Annotated in this window: 18 protein-coding genes and 6 pseudogenes; 11 read left to right on the top strand and 13 right to left on the bottom strand. The window is 67.7% G+C overall.

The window, feature by feature from the left end; genetic code table 11:
- Window positions 1-63: 63 nt before the first annotated feature.
- Window positions 64-390 (bottom strand): STAS domain-containing protein, encoded by a 327-nt coding sequence (locus K7B10_RS39010; RefSeq protein WP_229344345.1) that lies wholly within the window; start codon window positions 388-390, stop codon window positions 64-66.
- Between the two features lie 261 nt (window positions 391-651).
- Here K7B10_RS39010 and K7B10_RS39005 point away from each other — a divergent pair.
- A pseudogene (locus K7B10_RS39005) lies at window positions 652-1,376 on the top strand (response regulator).
- A gap of 67 nt (window positions 1,377-1,443) precedes the next feature.
- Here K7B10_RS39005 and K7B10_RS39000 read toward each other — a convergent pair.
- Both K7B10_RS39000 and K7B10_RS38995 read right to left on the bottom strand, forming a co-directional pair.
- A pseudogene (locus tag K7B10_RS39000) lies at window positions 1,444-1,605 on the bottom strand (universal stress protein); the annotation flags it as partial.
- 56 nt (window positions 1,606-1,661) lie between these two features.
- A pseudogene (locus tag K7B10_RS38995) lies at window positions 1,662-1,883 on the bottom strand (transposase); the annotation flags it as partial.
- Between the two features lie 830 nt (window positions 1,884-2,713).
- Here K7B10_RS38995 and K7B10_RS41435 point away from each other — a divergent pair.
- Entirely contained in the window at window positions 2,714-4,639 is a 1,926-nt protein-coding gene (locus K7B10_RS41435; protein ID WP_229344342.1) for a multicopper oxidase family protein, read from the top strand.
- 516 nt (window positions 4,640-5,155) lie between these two features.
- A complete protein-coding gene (locus K7B10_RS38985) occupies window positions 5,156-6,199 on the top strand; it encodes a hypothetical protein (protein ID WP_229344340.1) in 1,044 nt (347 codons plus the stop codon).
- Window positions 6,200-6,347: 148 nt separating this feature from the next.
- Here K7B10_RS38985 and K7B10_RS38980 read toward each other — a convergent pair whose 3' ends face one another.
- Window positions 6,348-6,476 (bottom strand): hypothetical protein, encoded by a 129-nt coding sequence (locus tag K7B10_RS38980; RefSeq protein ID WP_372481519.1) that lies wholly within the window; start codon window positions 6,474-6,476, stop codon window positions 6,348-6,350.
- 42 nt (window positions 6,477-6,518) lie between these two features.
- Here K7B10_RS38980 and K7B10_RS38975 point away from each other — a divergent pair.
- Window positions 6,519-7,335, top strand: a pseudogene (locus K7B10_RS38975) (IS5 family transposase).
- 641 nt (window positions 7,336-7,976) lie between these two features.
- Here the strand turns inward: K7B10_RS38975 and K7B10_RS38970 are convergent.
- The 4 genes from K7B10_RS38970 to K7B10_RS38955 form a co-directional block, all read right to left on the bottom strand.
- The gene (locus tag K7B10_RS38970) at window positions 7,977-9,218 is read right to left on the bottom strand and encodes a ricin-type beta-trefoil lectin domain protein (protein WP_229344338.1); all 1,242 of its coding nucleotides are present in this window, start codon (window positions 9,216-9,218) and stop codon (window positions 7,977-7,979) included.
- Window positions 9,219-9,282: 64 nt separating this feature from the next.
- The gene (locus K7B10_RS38965) at window positions 9,283-9,486 is read right to left on the bottom strand and encodes a hypothetical protein (protein WP_229344335.1); all 204 of its coding nucleotides are present in this window, start codon (window positions 9,484-9,486) and stop codon (window positions 9,283-9,285) included.
- Window positions 9,487-9,588: 102 nt separating this feature from the next.
- Window positions 9,589-9,807, bottom strand: a complete 219-nt coding sequence (locus K7B10_RS38960) for a hypothetical protein (protein WP_229344333.1) — start codon at window positions 9,805-9,807, stop codon at window positions 9,589-9,591.
- 271 nt (window positions 9,808-10,078) lie between these two features.
- Window positions 10,079-10,297 carry a hypothetical protein gene (locus K7B10_RS38955; protein WP_229344331.1) on the bottom strand — a complete coding sequence of 73 codons (219 nt, stop codon included), beginning with the start codon at window positions 10,295-10,297 and terminating at the stop codon, window positions 10,079-10,081.
- A 170-nt stretch (window positions 10,298-10,467) separates the two neighbouring features.
- On the opposite strand from K7B10_RS38955, the gene K7B10_RS41430 reads away from it, so the two are divergent.
- Window positions 10,468-11,733: a helix-turn-helix transcriptional regulator gene (locus tag K7B10_RS41430; RefSeq protein WP_229344329.1), complete on the top strand. Its 1,266-nt coding sequence runs from the start codon at window positions 10,468-10,470 to the stop codon at window positions 11,731-11,733.
- A gap of 299 nt (window positions 11,734-12,032) precedes the next feature.
- Here the strand turns inward: K7B10_RS41430 and K7B10_RS38945 are convergent, their stop codons facing one another.
- On the bottom strand, window positions 12,033-12,419 hold the full coding sequence (locus tag K7B10_RS38945; protein ID WP_229344327.1) for a barstar family protein: 387 nt from the start codon (window positions 12,417-12,419) through the stop codon (window positions 12,033-12,035).
- 135 nt (window positions 12,420-12,554) lie between these two features.
- Between K7B10_RS38945 and K7B10_RS38940 the strand changes: the two genes are divergently transcribed.
- Together K7B10_RS38940 and K7B10_RS38935 are read left to right on the top strand one after the other, a co-directional pair.
- Complete coding sequence (locus K7B10_RS38940; protein WP_229344325.1) at window positions 12,555-12,782, top strand: hypothetical protein; 228 nt, start codon at window positions 12,555-12,557, stop codon at window positions 12,780-12,782.
- Window positions 12,779-13,645, top strand: a complete 867-nt coding sequence (locus tag K7B10_RS38935; protein WP_229344323.1) for a S1 family peptidase — start codon at window positions 12,779-12,781, stop codon at window positions 13,643-13,645. Before K7B10_RS38940 ends, K7B10_RS38935 begins: the two co-directional genes overlap by 4 nt.
- A gap of 18 nt (window positions 13,646-13,663) precedes the next feature.
- Here K7B10_RS38935 and K7B10_RS38930 read toward each other — a convergent pair whose 3' ends face one another.
- Genes K7B10_RS38930 through K7B10_RS38920 form a run of 3 tightly spaced genes read right to left on the bottom strand, consistent with a single transcriptional unit; the run spans window position 13,664 to window position 15,353 of the window.
- Window positions 13,664-14,635, bottom strand: a complete 972-nt coding sequence (locus tag K7B10_RS38930; RefSeq protein ID WP_229344321.1) for an NAD(P)-dependent alcohol dehydrogenase — start codon at window positions 14,633-14,635, stop codon at window positions 13,664-13,666.
- Window positions 14,632-14,892, bottom strand: a complete 261-nt coding sequence (locus tag K7B10_RS41090; RefSeq protein WP_372481518.1) for a helix-turn-helix transcriptional regulator — start codon at window positions 14,890-14,892, stop codon at window positions 14,632-14,634. Before K7B10_RS41090 ends, K7B10_RS38930 begins: the two co-directional genes overlap by 4 nt.
- The gene (locus K7B10_RS38920; RefSeq protein ID WP_229344320.1) at window positions 14,886-15,353 is read right to left on the bottom strand and encodes a hypothetical protein; all 468 of its coding nucleotides are present in this window, start codon (window positions 15,351-15,353) and stop codon (window positions 14,886-14,888) included. Before K7B10_RS38920 ends, K7B10_RS41090 begins: the two co-directional genes overlap by 7 nt.
- Before the next feature lie 207 nt (window positions 15,354-15,560).
- Here K7B10_RS38920 and K7B10_RS38915 point away from each other — a divergent pair, with 207 nt between their 5' ends.
- The gene (locus tag K7B10_RS38915) at window positions 15,561-15,701 is read left to right on the top strand and encodes a hypothetical protein (protein WP_229344318.1); all 141 of its coding nucleotides are present in this window, start codon (window positions 15,561-15,563) and stop codon (window positions 15,699-15,701) included.
- 46 nt (window positions 15,702-15,747) lie between these two features.
- Here K7B10_RS38915 and K7B10_RS38910 read toward each other — a convergent pair.
- Window positions 15,748-16,482 (bottom strand): annotated as a pseudogene (locus K7B10_RS38910) (transposase).
- Window positions 16,483-16,953: 471 nt separating this feature from the next.
- Here K7B10_RS38910 and K7B10_RS38905 point away from each other — a divergent pair.
- The 3 genes and pseudogenes from K7B10_RS38905 (at window position 16,954) to K7B10_RS38895 (ending at window position 18,908) form a co-directional block, all read left to right on the top strand.
- On the top strand, window positions 16,954-17,823 hold the full coding sequence (locus tag K7B10_RS38905) for an IS5 family transposase (RefSeq protein WP_229344316.1): 870 nt from the start codon (window positions 16,954-16,956) through the stop codon (window positions 17,821-17,823).
- Window positions 17,824-17,888: 65 nt separating this feature from the next.
- Window positions 17,889-18,134, top strand: a pseudogene (locus K7B10_RS38900) (transposase); the annotation flags it as partial.
- Window positions 18,135-18,374: 240 nt separating this feature from the next.
- Window positions 18,375-18,908, top strand: coding sequence for an EF-hand domain-containing protein (locus tag K7B10_RS38895; protein ID WP_229344314.1), 534 nt, complete (start codon window positions 18,375-18,377; stop codon window positions 18,906-18,908).
- Window positions 18,909-18,949 lie beyond the last annotated feature (41 nt).

Raw genomic sequence — 18,949 nt, 5'->3', positions numbered from 1 at the left:
ATCCACGGGAGAACCAGGGCCGAACGGTCCCCGTCCAGGGGCGAGATTCGGACGCCCGCTCGATCACGTCACGGCGAGCGGCAGGCTGCGGTCGACACCGAGCACCTGCATGGACTTGACCAGCAGGGGTGGTACGCCGCAGAGCAGGAGCTGCGTGCCCGCGCTACGGCAGCGCTGGTGGAGCCGGAGGAAGAGTTCGATGCCCGAGCTGTCGCAGAAGGAGATCCCGGACAAGTCCAGGACCATGTTGCGGTGGCCGAATCCGGCGAGTTCGGCGAGGCGTGGTTCCACTCGTCCCGCCGTATGGAAGTCGAGCTCTCCGGCCAAGGCGATCCCCAGGCCGCGGTGGTCGCGTGCCACGGTCCTCAGGTCGATCAAGGCGGTCGTCATGGTGTCCTCCGCGCTGCGTGCGGCTCCGTCGAGTCGCGCCGTTCCCCGTGCACCCGCAGTTCATCGGGTGCTGAGCGCACTCGGGAAGGCCCGGCAGGCCCTCGGACAGGGCCGAAGGTCCCTCCTCCTCTGCCCCCACCGGCCCTGCCGCGTGCAGCGGCAGGTCGATGAGGGGCGATCGGCCCTGTCCGTTCGGCCCGTACGGAAGGCAGGATGCCGATGTTCGTGCGCTCAGGACGAACCAGGCGAAGGAGTTGCGTCATGACCGGCAGCGGCGCCCACTCCCACGCGACGAGCGCGAGTAGCGCGACCGATCCCATCAGCATCTTCCTGCTCGACGACCACGAGGTCGTGCGCCAAGGGGTACACGACCTCCTGGATGCCGAACCCGACCTGACCGTGGTCGGTGAGGCGGGCACGGCGGAACAGGCACTGATCCGCATCCCCGCCCTGCGCCCCGGGTCGCGTTCCTGGACGTACGGCTCCAGGACGGCGACGGGGTGAGCGTGTGCCGGGAGCTGCGCTCACGGATGCCGGAGCTGGCCTGCCTGATGCTCACGTCGTTCGACGACGAGGAGGCACTCCTGGACGCCGCGATGGCCGGGGCCGTCGGCTACGTCCTGAAGCGGATCACCAGAACCAACCTGGTGACGGCGGTCCGGACGGTGGCCTCCGGACAGTCGATGCTCGATCCCGGCGCCACGACGCGGCTGATGGCACGCATGCGCGGCGACGTGCCGAAGGAGGAACAGGTTCCGAGGCTTCCCGGCTTCACCGACCGGGAGCAGGAGATCCTCCTCATGGTCAGCGAGGGTCTCACCAACCGGGAGATCGGCAAGCGGCTGTTCCTCGCGGAGAAGACCGTGAAGAACGTCATCTCGCGGCTCTTCGTCAAGCTGGGCGTGGAGAGGCGCGTCCAGGCCCCGGTGATCGCCAGTCACGCGCTGCCCCCGCCCGGTCGGCACCCGATGGCGGCCGCGGAGTAGAAGCCGCCCACGGAAGGGCCGGGCACGCCGTACCATGGCGTGCCCGGCTTCGCCGTCGACTCGGCGATCAGTGGTGCGGGACGACGGCAACGGGGCAGGCCGGGTGGTGGAGCACGGCATGGGCCACCGAACCGATGCGCGTACCCACCGCCGACTCCCGGACCCGGCGGCCGACGACAACCAGTTGGGCGTCCGAGGCCTCGGACAGCAGCACCTGGTCGGCGCTGCCGCCTCGCGGCCTTCCCGCTTTCGAACGTTCTCCCGCAGCCGGTCGTGGAACTCGGCGATCAGCTCGTTCTCGCGCCAGCGCCGGAAGAAGGCATAGACCCGGGCCCAGGCGGGGAAGTCCACCGGCATCGACCGCCAGGAGATCCCGCCCGCGACGAGGTAGCGGATCGCGTCCAGCATCTGACGGTGGCAGTAGCCCTCGGGCTGCCCGCCCCGGCCCTCCAGCCAGGCCGGGACTGGCAACAGCGGGCGCACGGCCGCCCACTCCGCGTCCGTCATACCCGAGGGATACCGCCGTACCCGCTCCGGATGCTCAGCCGCGTTCCCGTACACATGCGCGAGACAATCGCACTACACCGCGGACGAGTTGAACTGGGCAGGCGCGGGCGAGTACAACAACGACAACAGGGCCTCCCGGAAGTGCTCGGATCGGTTCGCACCCCCGAGCTACCAAGCGGCCCTGCCTTCACACACCAGGCCCCCAAAGCTCACCCGACCGGGAAGTCCGTTCGACCCCCTCGCTCCAAGATCGGTTGGGATACGACTTCGAACCAACGGACATCTGGTCCGGGTTCCTGGCTGGAGTGGTGGCCGGCTCCAGGGTGCGACCGGTGCGCCGTAGGCGGTGACCCAGCCCGCCCTCGCGCCAGGCACGCCACTGGCGTTCCACCGACCGCACACTCACCCGCAATTCATTCGCGATCACCGCGGTCTTCTCACCCGCCGCGAACAGCCCACCGGCTTTCAGCCGGATCCCTTCACAAAACGCCCGGCGCTCAGCAGTCACGCCCGCGTCCTCCGGATCCCGCATGCCACCGGCATTCAGCGATCACAATCCGTCATTACCCTATGCCAGGTCCGAAAATCGCGGTAGCGGATCCGGGCCGTCACCGCGCCGACTACAGCCCGCACGCCGCCCGGTACCGCCGGTCCGCCGACACGCCATGCGTCGTCCCATTACTCACTGTGCGTGACCCATAACATCTGGTGCGGAAATGATACGCGCCGTCGGGCTGCAGAAGGCGAGAGAAATGATCGCGCGAAGAGACGTGCTCGTAGCCGGAGCCGCTGGCGGGGCGTCACTGGTTCTTCCAGGACCCAGTGGAGCCGTGGCACTCCCGAAGGGGACCGGGGCGGCCCCAGGGGCCGGGGCTGTCGGCACGTTCCCGGTCCCCACCCTGGACCCCACGACCATTCCGAAGTACGTCACCAACCTATTGATCCCGCCGGTGATGCCGAAGGCCCACCACTCGGAGCGGCACGGCATCGACACGTACGTCATCGGCGTCCGGCAGTTCAGCCAGCAGGTACTGCCTCCCACTCTACCGTCCACCACTCTGTGGGGATACGGCTCGCTCGGGGACAACAGCACGTTCAACTACCCGTCGTTCACCATCGAGGCCAAGACCAACCGGCCTGTCCGGGTCACCTGGGTGAACGATCTCGTCGACAGCCAGGGCCGTTTCCTCCCGCACCTGCTGGCGGTCGACCCCACCCTGCACTGGGCGAATCCGCCGGGCGGAGACGCCGGGCGTGATTCCCGGCCGACCTTCACATCGACGCCGGGTCCATATACCGGCCCGGTGCCGATCGTCACTCACCTGCACGGCGGGCATTCCACCGAGGAGAGCGACGGCTACACCGAAGCGTGGTACCTGCCGCGCGCGAACAACATTCCTCCTGAATTCGCCACCGTGGGCTCGTTCTACGACGAGTTCCGGGAGAAGTTCGCCGAAGCGCACGGCCTGAAGTGGGAGCCGGGTACCGCGACCTTCCAGTACGCCAACGACCAGCGGGCATCGACCCTCTGGTTCCACGATCACACCCTGGGCTTGACCCGGCTCAACGTCTACGCCGGACCCGCCGGGTTCTATCTGCTCCGCGGCGGCGAGTCCGACCTGCCCAAGGGGAAGCTGCCCGGACCGGCGCCCGCCTTCAGCGATCCGCCGGGCACCCGATACCACGAGATCCCCCTGGCCATCCAGGACCGCTCGTTCAACTCGGACGGCTCGCTGTTCTACCCCACGAGCCGGGAATTCTTCGACGGGTTCGCGGGGCCGTACATTCCCACCACAGACGTGTCCCCCATCTGGAACCCCGAATTCTTCGCCAACACCATGGTGGTCAACGGCCGGACATGGCCGAAGCTCGAAGTCGAACCGCGTCGCTACAGGCTGCGCTTCCTCAACGGATGCAATGCCCGGTTCCTCATCCTGAAGATCGCGAACACCCCGACCGCCCGGCCGGCCCAGTCGGCCGTACCGTTCTGGCAGATCGGCAACGAAGGCGGATTCCTCCCCGCACCGGTGCAGCTGGAGCGGCTGCTGTTGGCCAACGCGGAGCGGGCCGACGTCATCGTCGACTTCACCGGGATCCCGGAAGGGACCGAGCTATACCTCATCAACGAGGGCGCGGACGAACCCTTCGGCCGGGGCGAACCAGGCGTGGCCTTCCCCGTGGCAGACCCGGCCACCACCGGGCAGGTGATGAAATTCGTGGTCGGCCCGCTGGCGAGCAAGGACACCAGCGTCCCGCCGGACCGGCTCAGGCTGCCCAGGATCAGGCCACTCGGCTCGGCGAGCGTGACCCGTCGGCTCTCTCTCACCGAGGCGAATTCCAGCAGCCCCCTGGTGCCACCGGGAACACCTGTCCAGAACTTGCTCGGGACGCTCGACGCGGCCGGCAATCCGGTGGCACTCGCCTGGGCCGACCCGGTCACGGAGAACCCAAGGCTGAACGCGACCGAAACATGGGAGCTGCACAACTTCACTGTGGACGCCCACCCGATCCACATCCACGAAGTGGCGTTCGAGGTGGTGGACCGGCAACCGTTCAGCGGGTCACCCATTCCGCCGGAGAGCTGGGAACGCGGCTTCAAAGACACCGTGATCGCCTATCCAGGAGAAATCACCCGGGTGAAGGCCCGGTTCGACCACCCTGGCCGCTTCGTCTGGCACTGTCACATCGTCGAGCACGAGGACAACGAGATGATGCGGCCGTACCAAATCGGAGGCAGGCGCAAGCAGGACCACTGACGGGTCAGCGTCCGTGGTCGCCCCCAGCAGTCCGGCCACCACGGACGCGGTCTACCGCAAACAGCTCCGGCCCGTGCTCGCGAAGGGGGCCGAATCATCGGCCGGTGGCAGTGGCTCTCGGCTTACCGCCCTTGCCCTCCAGGCTGGCACCGGCAGCTGCGACCGCACCGCCGCCCATTCCGCGTCAGTCATGTCGGACGGGTACACCCGCTGCCAGTCGGCTGGTCCGCCGCCTTCCCGTGCATATGGGCGAGGCAATCGCACGACACGGCTAGCAAGTTGAACGACAAAGCCAGGAGCCCGTGCAACTGTGACAGCACGGTCTCCTGGGCACTCGGTTGGACTTAACACCTCCGAGCTACCAAGAGGCCCTGCCCTCATGCGCCGACCATCCCGAGATCACCCGATCAGGAAACCCGTTCGATCGCCACACACGATGATCGGTATGAATACGGCTTCTCATATCTTCACTTTGAAGCGCTTCGCCCTGAGCCATCAGCTCCGGAAGGGACATTCATGAGTTCAGCGAGACAGGCCATCAAAACCGCGTACAACGACCGGGTACAGCTCACCGCTAGGGAAAAGGAGACGATCGACGCGCTCAACGCCTCTATTGCGGCGGACAGAATTCCGAAGGGTTACGACACGCTCACAGAGATCCGGAAGTCGCTCGCCAAGGAGACCCGTGAGGCGCTAATGTCCGCGATCCCGGATCTGGAGGAGCGTGGTCGCGCCCAGAGAGAGCGGATCACGCCTGAGTTCGACAGGCTCAAAGGCACTGCGTGGCAGCCGGTGGACGACCCGGTCGTGAGACACGGCCCGTACGGGTCAATCGTGCCGCACGACGGACCGATCTTTGTACCGCAAGACCCGATCCTTCACTTCCCACCGCTCCTGGGGCAGCCCGATCACGTGGGCGAACTATGGAGGGCCTCGATGAGCGGGTTTTCGAGTGACCCGGGCCTCTTCTACGACATCGATCAGGATCCCCTTCGGATCTTTGGACACATCGGCTACACCGGCGACGCCCTCCTCAATGGCACGGTAGGCCTCGCGATGACGTTCATCCTTCCGCCTGAGCGCATGGAGTACACGAGACGGACGGTCTTCGAGGTCAGCCCCGTTCTTCGAGTGAGAGCCTTTGTATCTGGATCGACCGGTTTCTACCACCCGATCTGGGCCGCGGACGATAAGTGGTCGAAGAGCTGGGAGTCCGTCGAAGTGACCATCATGCTCAGCTCCGGCGAGTGGCTGGCAGGGGCCTCGCTGCCGACCGCCCTCTCCAGTCTCGAGGACGTCTATCCGGTAGGCATGTCAAATGACCGCCGATTCTATGACTGGGTCCCCGGGCCCCTGAGGTTTACGGCGAACATGAGGGACCTCCGACAGCGCGGTGTGTCGATCCTCCTGCGCGCCGCGCTCCGCTACGATTTCCAGCTCGAAGGTGAGAGTGACATCTGGTTCCGGAATCGAGGCGGCTCAGCCAGCGAGTCCGCGCCGGCATTCGACAACGCATCAACGTTCAACTGCTTGCCCGGCGTGGTCACGTCTCTCCCCTGAACCGGACGGCCGCTCCTGCGGAGCGGACTGATGGCCCTCAGCCGTACCTGCAAGTTTTCGACGGCGACGCCAATGATGCCCAGCGCGATGGCCACGATGGCGAGGATCAGGAAGAGGGTCACGGCGCGCACCTCCTACAGTCGGCGGGTCAGCGGCGAGCGAGCTGTCGCTCGCCGTTCGCGCCGGACTGGTAGCACGGGCCGTAGTTCGCGAAGACCGCGCCCTCGTCCTCGGCGGGCAGGACGTCGTCCGTGCCGATCGCCGGGACCTTTTTCACTAAGACCGTGTCCTATGTGGTGAGGCGGTCGTTGGGTAGTCCATGGGGCGGGGTACGTGGAGTTGGATTGTTCCGGACGGGTTGTGGGAGATCGCGAAGCCGTTGATCCCGTCGTCAAGGGTGCGGCCGCAGGGCGGCGGGACGCGGGACACGCCTGATGAGACGCTGTTCGCGGCGATCATCTACGTACTGGTCTCCGGGTGTGCCTGGCGGGCCCTGCCACCGTGCTTCGGGATATCGAAGTCGACGGCCCATCGCCGGTTCCTGATCTGGTCGAGGGCCGGGGTCTGGGGCCGGCTGCACGAGGAGATCCTGCACCGGCTCGACGACGCCGGGCTCCTCGATCTCTCCCGAGCCGTCCTCGACTCCGCCCACGTGAGGGCCAAAAAGGGGGCGAACTCACAGGTCCGAGCCCCGTGGACCGGGGCAAGCCCGGTTCCAAGATGCACGTCCTGTCGGATGCGGCCGGACTGCCCCTCCTCGTCGGCCTCTCGGCCGCCAACACCCACGACAGCCAGGCCCTGAAGCCCATGGTGCTCGGTCACCAAACGAGACACGACCCCCACCGCGGCCGCCACCTCAAGCCCCGGAAACTGCACGCGGACAAGGCCTACGACATTCCTGAGCTGCGAAAATGGCTCCGCGGCAAACGCATCGGCGTCCGCATCGCCGCAAAGGAATCGAGTCCAGCGAACGGTTAGGGCGTCGGCGGTGGGTGATCGAGCAGACCATGTCCTGGCTGACCGGCTACCGCCGGCTCAACCACCGCTACGAACGCAACCCCCGCAACTACCTGGCCTTCCTCGGCCTCGCCGCCGCCCTCTGCTGCTACAAACGACTCCTCCGCCTCACCACATAGGACACGGTCTTAAGCGTGACGTCGAGGGGGACGGTGGCGGCGCCGTCGGTCCCGGTGGTGAGGCTGGTGATCACCTTGCCGGGGGTGTGCTTGCCGGTCTTGTCTGTCTCGTCGGCGCGGATCGCGATGACGGCGTTGAACTCGGCCTGATATCGGTGGAGTTGACCGGTACGGCGTCGATGGTGACGGGTCCGGAGTTGGTGCTGCCCTGACTGTCGGGGAGAAGGGGGCGCGGCCGACGGAGTTGCCGTACTCGTCGTTCAGGTAGATCGTCCCGCCCGCGAAGCGGTTGCCCGGGCCCCAGCCCGTGATGCTGTTCCACGAGACCTCGGCGTACGCGCGGCGGCAGCTCGGGATCCACCCCACGTACAGGGAGCCCAGTATGGTGTAGCTCCAGTAGCCCTTCCACGTACGCGTCTGAATCGGGGTATTGCCGAGGCGCTGCCTGATGCCGTCGTCACAGGACCGCCAGGGAGGAGTGCCCGGGCAGCGTCTGCCCGACGAGCTGGCGGTCCGGATGTCGCGATCGATCCATCGGGTGCGTCGTGACAGGTGAATCGCCCCGCCCAGGTTGCGGGCGGGGCGATGACAGGGTTTCGGAACAGTGCCGAGGTTCAGGTCAGGCAAGCGTCATGACGCGCTCACGCAATGATGGAGAACCTCTGATTGATCGAGTTCTTATTGCAGTTGTCGAGCCCAATCCACGTCGGTTCGGCAGACGTACTGCTTTCGAACACACTCAGGCAGAGCCCGGAGAGATCGTGACGTATCATCATCGATTTCATGCCGGTACCTCCGGTGTCGGCGGGGTCTGTGGAGAACGTCTGATCCACTGACCCGGAGCACGGGTAGAGTTCCAGCTTCGCCCTGACTTGCGAAACGTACCCGAGCGGGTCCAGGCAGAGGCCACTGTCCGCTTCCTTGATCGTTGTCAGTGCCGCTGCCGCCCCTACGCCCGCCGCCTTCGCTTTCGAAAACGAGCCAGAGAAGACGAATTCATCGAACGGGGACGAGGGGTATCCGAGAATAACGCTGTCGCCGGTGTACGGGCTGCCATTTGGCTGCATGGTGTAATTCGGATACTTGTTGGACCGAAGGTAGTATTCCTCCCCCCCGCCACTCAAATTGAACTCGTTGTACACCGGGTAGTGGTCGCTGCTTCCGATCTGGCCGTCACGGACCATGCGCAGCCCCGGGAAGCTATGACTGGACACCATGTAGTCAAGAGTTCCCCCGCTATCCTGTGTGGGCACACCGGGTTGATAGATCACCGGCCGCCTGCCCACCGTCGGCCATACTCCGTTGATGTAGGGCTGAAGGGTGCCAGGGTTTACATTGAAATCCCCTATCGCGGTCCAGTTCAAGCCGTCGACAGCTGCCACGGTGTCGCTGATGTTCGACAGGATTTGAATAGCATCCTGCCCGTTGTTCGGAGACGGCGCATGTACGTTGAAATAGTAGTCCAGGCCGATCCTGATACCGAAGGAGGGGCGGGTGTTGGGGCGCGGGGGCGGCGCGATGAGGACGGACAGTGCCATTTCCCTTGCGACTATGGCGAAGTTGACCCGTCCGCCATTGGCGGCGTTTCCGTTCATCCAGTAGACCTGGTAGGTCGCGCCGGGCGCTTCCCAGCGGTAACGGCGCACTTGGTACGTCACGTTGCCGAACGTTCGTTCCGCCACGACGCCGAAGTCCTGCATCTCGGCGGGCGCGGGGCCTGCCTCCTGGATTACCGCCAACTGGTTCTCCCGACCGTGTCCACGGCTCAGGAGGGCGGCGACGCTGCTCCAGTTTTGACCGAGAGAGTTCCAGGTCACCAGGTTGATACTTGTGAATGGAGTCGGTTGAGCCTGGGCCGGTGACGCGGGAATCAGGATGAGCATACTGAGAATGCAGAGCAGAGCCCCTATGAGAGGGAAGCGTTTCTGCAATCGACTCGAATGAGCTTTACTGCTCACTGTTGAAAATTCCTTTCAGGGTGAATCGATGGTCCGTCTGGATGTCGTGGTGGCGTAGGTCCTCGGCGATGGCCAGGAGTTCGGTGACGGCCGGGAGTTCGGCGGTGCCGCGTTCGAGGCGCTTCATTTCGTGCACGGTGAGGATGACCCGCTGGCGGGGGACGGCCTTCTTGATGGTGCGGGCGAAGTCCATCGCCTACGAATGGCGGGCTGGCGGGTGAAGTTCCACGTGCAAGGGACGGACACCATGCTGGTCACGCGGGGCGCGCTCCCTGCCGGACCCCCGAGCCGGGACTCAGCCCCCGTTCGGCGCCACTTGCCACGCGGTCCAGGAGCCCCCGATGTTCGGCCAGCCCAGTTCGGAGGGGGGCGCCTGGACCGGTCCGGAGACCGGTTCGTCGGCGGTGGCGGCCTGGGCTATGTACGGGACGGCGAGCAGGGTACCGGCCAGGGCCAGGCTCGCCGCGACGGTCGTCCGGCACCGTGACGACTTATCCCGCTTGGGTGCTTTCATGGTGGTTGAGCCTTCGGTGAGGGGTGTGAAAAGGGCGCGCCTGGCCACCGCCGGTCGACGGCGGTGGCCAGGCGCTGTGTTCGCGCGTGTGTCAGGCCGCTGCGTCAGGCCTGTGTGCCACGTGCCCGGTGAGCTGCGCCTGCCGCGCTTGCCGTATGTGCCGCGCGTACCGTGTCGCTCCGCGCCTACTGCTCAATCGGGAAAGGGCCCACGACCACCCAACCGACGGCGGATGGAACCCGCCGCCCCCTCTCCCGTTCCTCCGGGAGGTCTAGTACTGCCGGGCCGGGCAGGTGGTATCGCCCCACGCGGTCGTCACGATGCAGTCCTTGCCGGGGTCGAGCCCCGGGATCTCCACGCCGACGCCGACCCGGTGCCCGGTGCCGGGCAGCTCCGAAGCGGCGGCGACGGCGGAGGCGGCGAGGCCGCCCGTCGTGATGCCCGTGGCCAGTACGAAGGCCACCATGGCCCGGCGCGTGTTTCCCCGCATGTGCGTCAACTCCTGCTGTCACCCGGCGGCGGTCACTCCGCCGGTGTGTGGTCCTGTGTGCACCGCCGCCCGTTCCGGCCGACTGTGATCACCACTGTGCCAACCCGGCGCCCGCGGCGGCAGCCCTGCCGGGCATCATCTGTGTGCCATGCACTTTTAGGAGGGGTTCCGTGGACGTACCAGCAGGTGACGGCGAGTCGGCGGGAATACAGGGACTCGACGGCGCCGCGGTCCTGCTCTACCGCTGGACCGTCGTCCACGCCCACCTCACCCGGGACACCCTGGCCCGGGCCGCGGCGGAGACCGGCATCGACGACCACGAGGCCGCCCGGGCCCTGGACTCCCTCCTCGCCGCCTGCCTCCTCCAGGAGCTCCCCACCGCCGGTACCCAGGGCGTGCGCTGGCAGCCGGTCAGCCCGCAGGCCGCCGCGAGCCGGCTGCTCTCCGACCGCGACGCCGCGCTACGCGCCCAGGAGGAGGCCCTGCGCACCCAGCGCCGCCGCATCCAGCAAGAGCAGGACAGCCTCGCCGCCCTGACGCCCGTCTACCTCCAGGCCCGCCAGCACGCCTTCCCCCAGGGCACCATCGACCACCTGCCCGACAAGTTCGCGGTCCGCAACCTGCTCACCGAGGTCATCGACTCCTGCCACAGCGAGGTCCTGGTCTCCAAGCACGGCGGCTCCTTCCCCGTCGCCGCCCTGCGCGAAGCCCTCCCGCGCGACCTGGCCCTCCTCGCCCGCGGCATCCGCATGCGCAGCCTCTACCAGCACGCCACCCGCTTCGACCAGCCCACCCGTACCCACGCCGAGCAACTGGTCGCCGCCGGCGCCGAGATCCGCACCCTCCCCGAGGTCCTGCCCCAGATGATCATCGTGGACCAGTCCCTGGCCCTGCTCCCGGCCCGCTCCGGCGGCGCGCTGCTCATCCGCGAACCCGACCTCCTCGGCTACCTCCTGGACGTCTTCGAACGGGACTGGGCCAACGCCACTGCGTACGCCACCGGCCCCCAGGCCGCGCACGGCGTGTCGCAGGCCATGAAGCAGTCCATCCTCGTCCTGCTCGCCAAGGGCTTCAAAGACGACACCATCGCCCGCCGCCTCGGCATCTCCCTGCGCACCTGCCGCCGCCACGTCTCGGAACTGCTGGAGAGCCTGGGCGCGCACAGCCGCTTCGAGGCGGGGGTCATCGCCGAACGGCAGGGCCTCACCCAGCACCGGGTGCCAGCGTCCGCGACACCCGTGGAGGTCGCGGAGGTCGCTGGGCCGAGTCCTGCACCCGTCGCATCCGGGTGTCCCGCGTGCGGCGGCTCCATGCCGGTCCGGCCCGGAGGCCCGGTCAACGGACGTCCGGCCCGCTACTGCTCACCCTCGTGCCGCTCCCGCGCCTACCGCGAGCGCACCCGCCACGCAGCCAGCGGCCGTCACGAATCCCCCTGACGGCGCGACGAAACCCCACTGGCGGATCTCGGCGTAGCCGATGAAACCGGCCCAAGCGCCTCCCGGAGGACTGTGGTGCCGCCGGGGGCGACGGCAGGCGGAGAAGGAGCGGCCCCGCGACGGTGGACTTCGACCTCCCAAGTTGGCGAGAAGATCGCGTGGTCCCGTGCACAATCGCTGACGTTCGTCTGGCCGAGTATCTCAGCCGCCTCGACCACTTCGTCGACTGTCATACCGAAGCGGTTCTCACACGACGAGGCTCCTGCTCCGTGTGCTGCACAAGGCGCCCCTATGACCAGTCACCGGAGTCGCAGAACGCCAGGTGCGCGATCGTTGAAAATCTCGATCAGCCAATCGAAGACAGTGGTCCCGCGCTCTTGTCTCGCTGCGGCAAGATCGGCGCTGACCGAGGGCCGGTTCGTGGGGTGACAGTGTGACAACCGGATCTCAAGCTGGCGAGCTGTCTCCGGATAGCCGAGATGCTGGCGAGACACCTGGTGGTCGCGCCACTCAACCACGTAGTCATCGTCGTCGGGCGCTCCGAAGCCACCACTGAGGCAGTCAGCGAAGGCGTCGAGGCTTCGACCGAAGTAGCCCCCCGGACCGTTGATCGCTACGCCGATGACTCGCCAGAAGTCCTCCAGCGTTCTGATCTGCCTGCCGTCCAGCACGTATGTCGGTGTCACGGCTCGGAGGATACGTGCAGCTCCGCGGCTGCGTCCCCTCGGTTCTGGCCGCCTCCACTTAGTCCGGAAAAGCGCTGGCACGGTCGAACGCTGACCCACCCGCCCGCCCGCACACCGACGAAGAGGACCACGACCATGAACTACGACACCAACGAACAGTCCTGGATCCAGATCGAGACCTTCGGCTTCGACCACGGCGTCCCCTCCACCCCGACCGGGGCCCTCCGGATCGACCTGCGCAACACGCCCCTCCAGGACCCCGCCGACGAGCCCGCCCCCGTTCCGTGCGTCCTTCCCGTGCCGTGCAGCCTCCCGCTTCCCGCGCGCATCAGCCGAGCGCCGCTGGGAAGGACAACCTCATGAGCGTTTCCACTCCGCCTCCCGGCCCGCACCGTCCGACCGCCCGCTCCCGGACGGTCCTCCGTCTCCCGGCCCGGGTCACGGCGGTCGGGGCCGCCGCCGTCCTGTGCCTGGTGGCGTCCGCCACCGGTGCCCAGGCGATCGTCCACGGGAAGGACTCCACCGAGGCGTATCCGTTCATGGCCTCGATCCCGATGACGCTGGACGAGGGCCCGGCCTCACTCGACGGAGTCTGCGGCGGCGCGCTGATCGCCCCCCAATGGGTGGTGACGGCCGCGCACTGCGCCCAGGACGTCGGGGCGACCCACCCGACCGGGACGGTCCGGATCGGCAGCGCCGCACGGCATTCGGGCGGTACGGTCGCCAAGATCGTCCAGAAGGTGGTCCACCCGGGGTACGACGGACTGGGCGAGGAGCGTTCGACCGCCGACATCGCCCTGCTGAAGCTCGACCGCCCCGTCCGGCAGAAGCCCGTCGCCATGGCCGACCACGCGCCGAAGGTGGGCGCCGCCACCCGGGTCATCGGCTTCGGAACCGTCGTCGACGCCTTGGACCCCGCGCAGTGGGTCTTCCCCGAGCGCCTCCAGGAACTCGACACCCGCAGCATCGCCACCGGCGAGTGCGCCGAGATCAACGGCAAGAGCGAGCTGTGCACGGCCGCCCGCACCCCCCGGGCGATGGCCTGCTCCGGCGACTCCGGAGGGCCGCAGATCCAGCGCCTCGCCGGCCGCTGGCAGCTCGTCGGTGCCACCTCCGGGGACGGCGACCACGCCGCCGACCCGCACTGCGCCGGCGGTCCCGGGATCTGGACCTCCGTGCCCGCGTACAAGGGCTGGATCACCAAGACCATCGCCGCGCACCGCTGAGCGCGCCCGGGCGCCGGCCTAGGGAACGATCAGGGTCTTGCCCCGGGCCTCGCCCCGGTGCATCGCGTCGATCGCGGCCGCAGCCTCGGCGAGGGGGCGGACACGGTGGATGGCCGGCGTCAGCTCACCCGCCTCGACGTGCCGTCCGAGGACTTCCAGGTCGGCCCGGCGCTCCGCGGCCATGAACGGCTTGAGGGTGTGCCGCACGAACGGGTTCAGCAGCGCCGCGCGCAGCACCCGGGCCATCGTGCCGATCCAGCGACCGCCACCCTCACCGCCGACGAGGACGAGCGTCCCCCGAGGGGTCAAGGCCCGTCTCAGGTGCGAGAGAGCGCGGTTGCCGGCGGTGTCGAGTATGAGGTCGTAGGCACGGACGCCGTCGGCGAACTCCTCGCGGGTGTAGTCGACGACCTCGTCCGCGCCGAGCGAGCGCACCAGCTCCGTCTTCGAGGTGCTGCACACACCGGTGACGTGCGCGCCGTACGCCTTGGCCAGCTGTACCGCGTACGTGCCCACCCCGCCCGCCGCGCCGATGACCAGGACCCGCTGCCCCGGTCGGACGCGGCCCGCGTCGCGCAGGGCCTGGAGCGCGGTGAGGCCCGAGACGGGGAGGGCCGCCGCGTGCTCCGGGGGAATGCCCGCGGGCACGGCGGCGATCTTGTCCTGTCGGGCGGTCGCGAACTCGGCGAACGACCCCTCGCAGACGCCGAACACCTCGTCCCCCACCCGGAAGCCGGTCACCCCCTCGCCGACAGCCTCGATCCGACCTGCCACCTCACGGCCCCGCACGGGCACCTTCGGTCTGCGCAGCCCGTATCCCATCAGGCGGACCAGGTAGGGCCGGCCGGTCATGAGGTGCCAGACCCCGGCGTCCAGGGCGGCGGCCCGGACCGCGATCAGCACCTCGCCACCACCCGGGGTGGGCGTCTGCACGTCCCGGAGCCCCAGTACCTCGCTGTTGCCGTACGTGTCCTGCGCGATCGCCTTCACGGCGCCGTCCCTTCCTCGTTCGTGTGCTGTTCGTCGTACTGCTCGTCCATGTACTGGAAGACCTGTTCTAGCGGGACCGTGAAGACGCGGGCGATTCGGAACGCCGTTTCGAGGGAGGGGGAGTAGCGGCCCTTCTCGATGGCGATGACGGTCTGCCGGGTCACGCCGACGCGTTCCGCCAGCTCGGCCTGAGTCATCTCCGCGTGCTCGAAGCGCAGGGTCCGGATCCGGTTCGTGATGCCGGTCGCCTTCACCACGACTGGAACCCCCACCGGTAGGCGGCGAGCTTCACGGTGGAACCGAGCAGCGCCGACAGGACGAACCCCAGGTAGATCACGTTGGAGATCCAGAAGTGGTCCGCCTCGGCCATCGACAGGACCAGTGCGGCCACGGCGCCGATGACGAGGAAGGACTGTCCGGCGAGATCGCCGAGGCGGCCGATCTCCTTGTCCCGCTGGTCCTTGGCGTCCGCCTCGCGGGGCGAGGCCAGCGCGACGGCGATGTTCAGGGCGATGGCGGCGACGATCGCGCCCCCGACCGTCCACAGCAGCGGGGCCGCGTACGCGACCTCCGCGAGCGGCACGCCGCCGCCGGCCCGCCCCAGTACGACGGCCAGGTAGACGGCGTACCCGGTGATGGCCACCACCGCCGCGATCCATGCGCGCTTCTCCTCGAAGGCCACGTCCGCACCCACTTCCGTGTAAAACAACTTTGACACGAGGAATGTAAAGTCATTCGTACACGGTGTCAATAATTCCTTACATGGCTCCTCGGGTGGCCTCGAACGGGCCGTGGCCGACCGTGACGGCACGGACGAGGACGCCGTCGGGCACGTCTGGAGTCGCCCCGCACCTTCACCCCGCTGTCCCGGAATGCCGACCAGGCCCAGGCTCTCCTCGACCACAACGCCAAGTCGAACCTGATCGTGGGGGTCCTCGTCGGCGACGCCGAAGGACGCACCCGCGCCGTCGTCGCCGACGGCGCCCTCACCGAGATCCTCACCGCCCGCGGCATCCACACCAGCGTCGAACACCGCGGCCTCACCCCGCCCGCCGCGCAGAAGTAGGCGTGCCCGGAACTGGTCCTAGTAGAGGTCGTTTTGGTCTGTTGTTTCATCCCGTTTTGGCCTGTTTTGGTGGATTCTTTGGGTCGCGCCGGGAGGTGGTGTTCTCGCCGGTGAGGCGGCGGGCCATGAGGTCGGTCATCGCAAGCTGGATGATGGCTGCGGAACGGGTGGGAAGGGTTTCGCAGTCGCGGGCCAGGCGGCGGTGGAGCATGAGCCAGCCATAGGTCCGCTCAACGGCCCACCGCTTGGGGGTGGGGGGAACCCCCTTGTCCCGGCTTGCGTGCCGTGATCTCCATGTCGATTCCGAGGGTGGCGGCGTGTTCGACGAGGTGCTGGCGGTAGCCGCCGTCGACCCAGACCTTGCGGATTGCGGGATGTTCAGCGGCGACGCGTCGATGAGCCGGGTGCCGGCGGCGGAGTCCCGCACGCTGGCCGCGGTGACCACCACCGCGAGGAGGAGGCCGAGCGTGTCGGTGACGATGCTCCGTTTGCGGCCCGCGATCTTCTTGCCCGCGTCGATGCCCTGGCCGGCGGCGGGAACGCTGGTGGAGGTCCTGACGCTCTGGTGCGGCGGGAAGTCATGTGGGAGGTAGGCCCACTGGCAGCCGGTGCGGTCCACGTAGAGGATCGCGTTCATGATCTCGCGCAGGTCATGGCGTGGAGGCCGGCCGAAGTCCAGAGCCCTGCCACGGCGCTCGAAACGCCACGCGGACAGCACCGCCTCAGTCAACTCCCAGCGGGCATCGGACAGCTCGCTCGGATACGGACGTCGTTTCCCCATGCTTCCGGCGTACCGCGCCGGACCGAGTCCGCCCAGGCACACCGGGATGACGACCGAAGCGCCCGGCATGGCTCGCCGGGCATCCTGGGATGAGACAGACAGGAGCAACTCCTCGCCTCATTCGTCACCCCTCAGGCCTCATCGGGCGCGGCCACACCTGCCGACTCTCCTGCACCACCATCCAGCCATCCTCAAATCAGTCGATAACGACTTGAGAGAGATGAAAACGACCTCTTAGAGGTCGATTTAACCTGGATAGGAATATTTTGGTGTGGTTCTGGAGGTGGTCGGTCGTGGTGCGGTAGTGGCCATGGGGGGAGTCGGTGCCTGTTTGCCGGGTGAGGTGGCGGGTGGGGCGGGTCGGGTCTTGTTCCTGTCTCATCCCAGGATGTCCGGTCAGATGGCCGGTTTACTTCCGGTGCCGCGGCTGTGCGCCTGGGCGCACTCGGTCCGCGGCGGTACGCAGGAATCATGACGACGCGACGCCCGTATCCGAGTGATCTGTCCGATGCGCGCTGGGAGTTGATCGAGCCGGTGCTGTCCGCGTGGCGCTTCGAGCGCCGGGGCCGCGCTCTGGACTTCGGCCGGCCTCCTCGGCATGACCTGCGCGAGATCATGAACGCGATCCTCTACGTGGACCGCACCGGCTGCCAGTGGGCCTACCTCCCGCACGACTTCCCGCCGCACCAGAGCGTCTACGGCTACTTCGCCAGGTGGGCGGACGAGGGCGTGTTCGCCCAGCTCAACGGAGTCCTGCGACAACTTCTGCGCGAGAAGGAGGGACGGGACGCGGAGCCCTCGGCGTGTGTGATCGACGCCCAGAGCGTCAAAACCTCCACCAGCGTTCCCGCTGCCAGCCAGGGCATCGACGCGAGCAAGAAGATCGCGGGCCGCAAACGGAGCATCGTCACCGACACACTCGGCCTCCTCCTCACCGTGCTGGTCACCGCGGCCAGCGTGCAGGACTCCGTCGCCGGCACCCGGCTCATCGACCGCGTCGCCGCCGAACATCCCCGCCTGCGCAAGGTCTGGGTCGACGGCGGCTACCGCCAGCACCTCGTCGAGCACGCCGCCACCCTCGGCATCGACATGGAAATCACCGCCCGCAAGCCCGGGACCAGAGGTTTCACCCCCATACCGAAGCGGTGGGCCGTCGAGCGGACCTACGGCTGGCTCATGCTCCACCGCCGCCTGGCCCGCGACTACGAAACCCTCCCCGGACGCTCCGAAGCCATCATCCACCTCGCCATGACCGACCTCATGACCCGCCGCATCACCAGCGAGAACACCATCTCCTGGCGCGACCCCAAGAAACCCACCAAACAGACCATCCCGGGATGAAACAACGGACGAAAACGACCTCTTAGACATCGCTTCTTTTGGCGTGATCGTTCGTTGAACCGTGCATGACGGATCTGGTCGAGCGGCTGGTGCCTGACGAGTTGTGGGTGCTGTTCCGGCGGGTGGTACCGCCGACGGAGGTCATACGTCCGCAAGGTGGCGGTCGGCGGCGAGCCGGTGACCGCGAGGCATTGGCCGCGATCATCTTCGTGGCGACCTCGGGCTGCACGTGGCGGCAGCTGCCGCCGGTGTTCGGCCCGAGCCGGCAGACGGTCTACCGATGCTTCGCCCAGTGGAGCCGGGCCCGGGTCTGCCGGGCTCCGGGGCGGTTGTCCGGAATTCCCCACCGGAGGTGAGGGGGGAGAGAGGTGGGCGGCCTCGCCCGGACCGCAGGCGTCCGGTCCGGCCCACCCGGACTGATTGTCAGTGAACTCACTCCTTCCGGTAGCGGAAACCGCCTCACCGTCACGCCTCTCTCCCAGCACGGTTACGTAGAAGCACTCATTGAGCCAGGCCCGGGATCGACGGGCTGCTGAAGACAGGTGACGGAAATGCGAACTGAGGCCGCCAAGCGGGTCGAGCTGGTCTTCTCCCTCTTCGACGCCAATGGCAACGGAGTCATCGACTCCGACGACTTCGACCTCATGACGGGCCGTGTTCTGGAGGCGGCCGTCGCATCGGACGACGGCGCCAAGGCCGCGATCCGGGCCGCGTTCCGCCGCTACTGGACGACGCTGGCCACTGAACTGGACGCCAACGGCGACGGTGTGATCACGGTCGACGAGTTTCGTCCGTTCGTGCTCGACCCCGAGCGCTTCGGTCCCACGATCACCGAGTTCGCCGAGGCGCTCGCCGCACTTGGTGACCCCGACAAGGACGGCCTGATCGAGCGCCCGCTCTTCGAATCGCTGATGACGGCGATCGGCTTCGAGAAGGCGAACATCCACGCGCTCTTCGACGCCTTCGGCCCGGACGCCGAGGACCGCATCACCGTGGCCACGTGGGCCGCCGGCATCGAGGACTACTACGCGCCGGATCTGGCCGGGATCCCGGGCGACCAGCTGGTGGCTGCCCAGGCCGTCTGACACGGCCCGCCCGTCAGCGGCTGTCCGGGGGGGCAGGCGCT

Origin of the sequence: Streptomyces flavotricini, from assembly GCF_020639365.1 — a bacterium.
Taxonomy (GTDB): domain Bacteria; phylum Actinomycetota; class Actinomycetes; order Streptomycetales; family Streptomycetaceae; genus Streptomyces; species Streptomyces flavotricini.
This window is presented reverse-complemented; position numbering and strand designations above follow the sequence as displayed.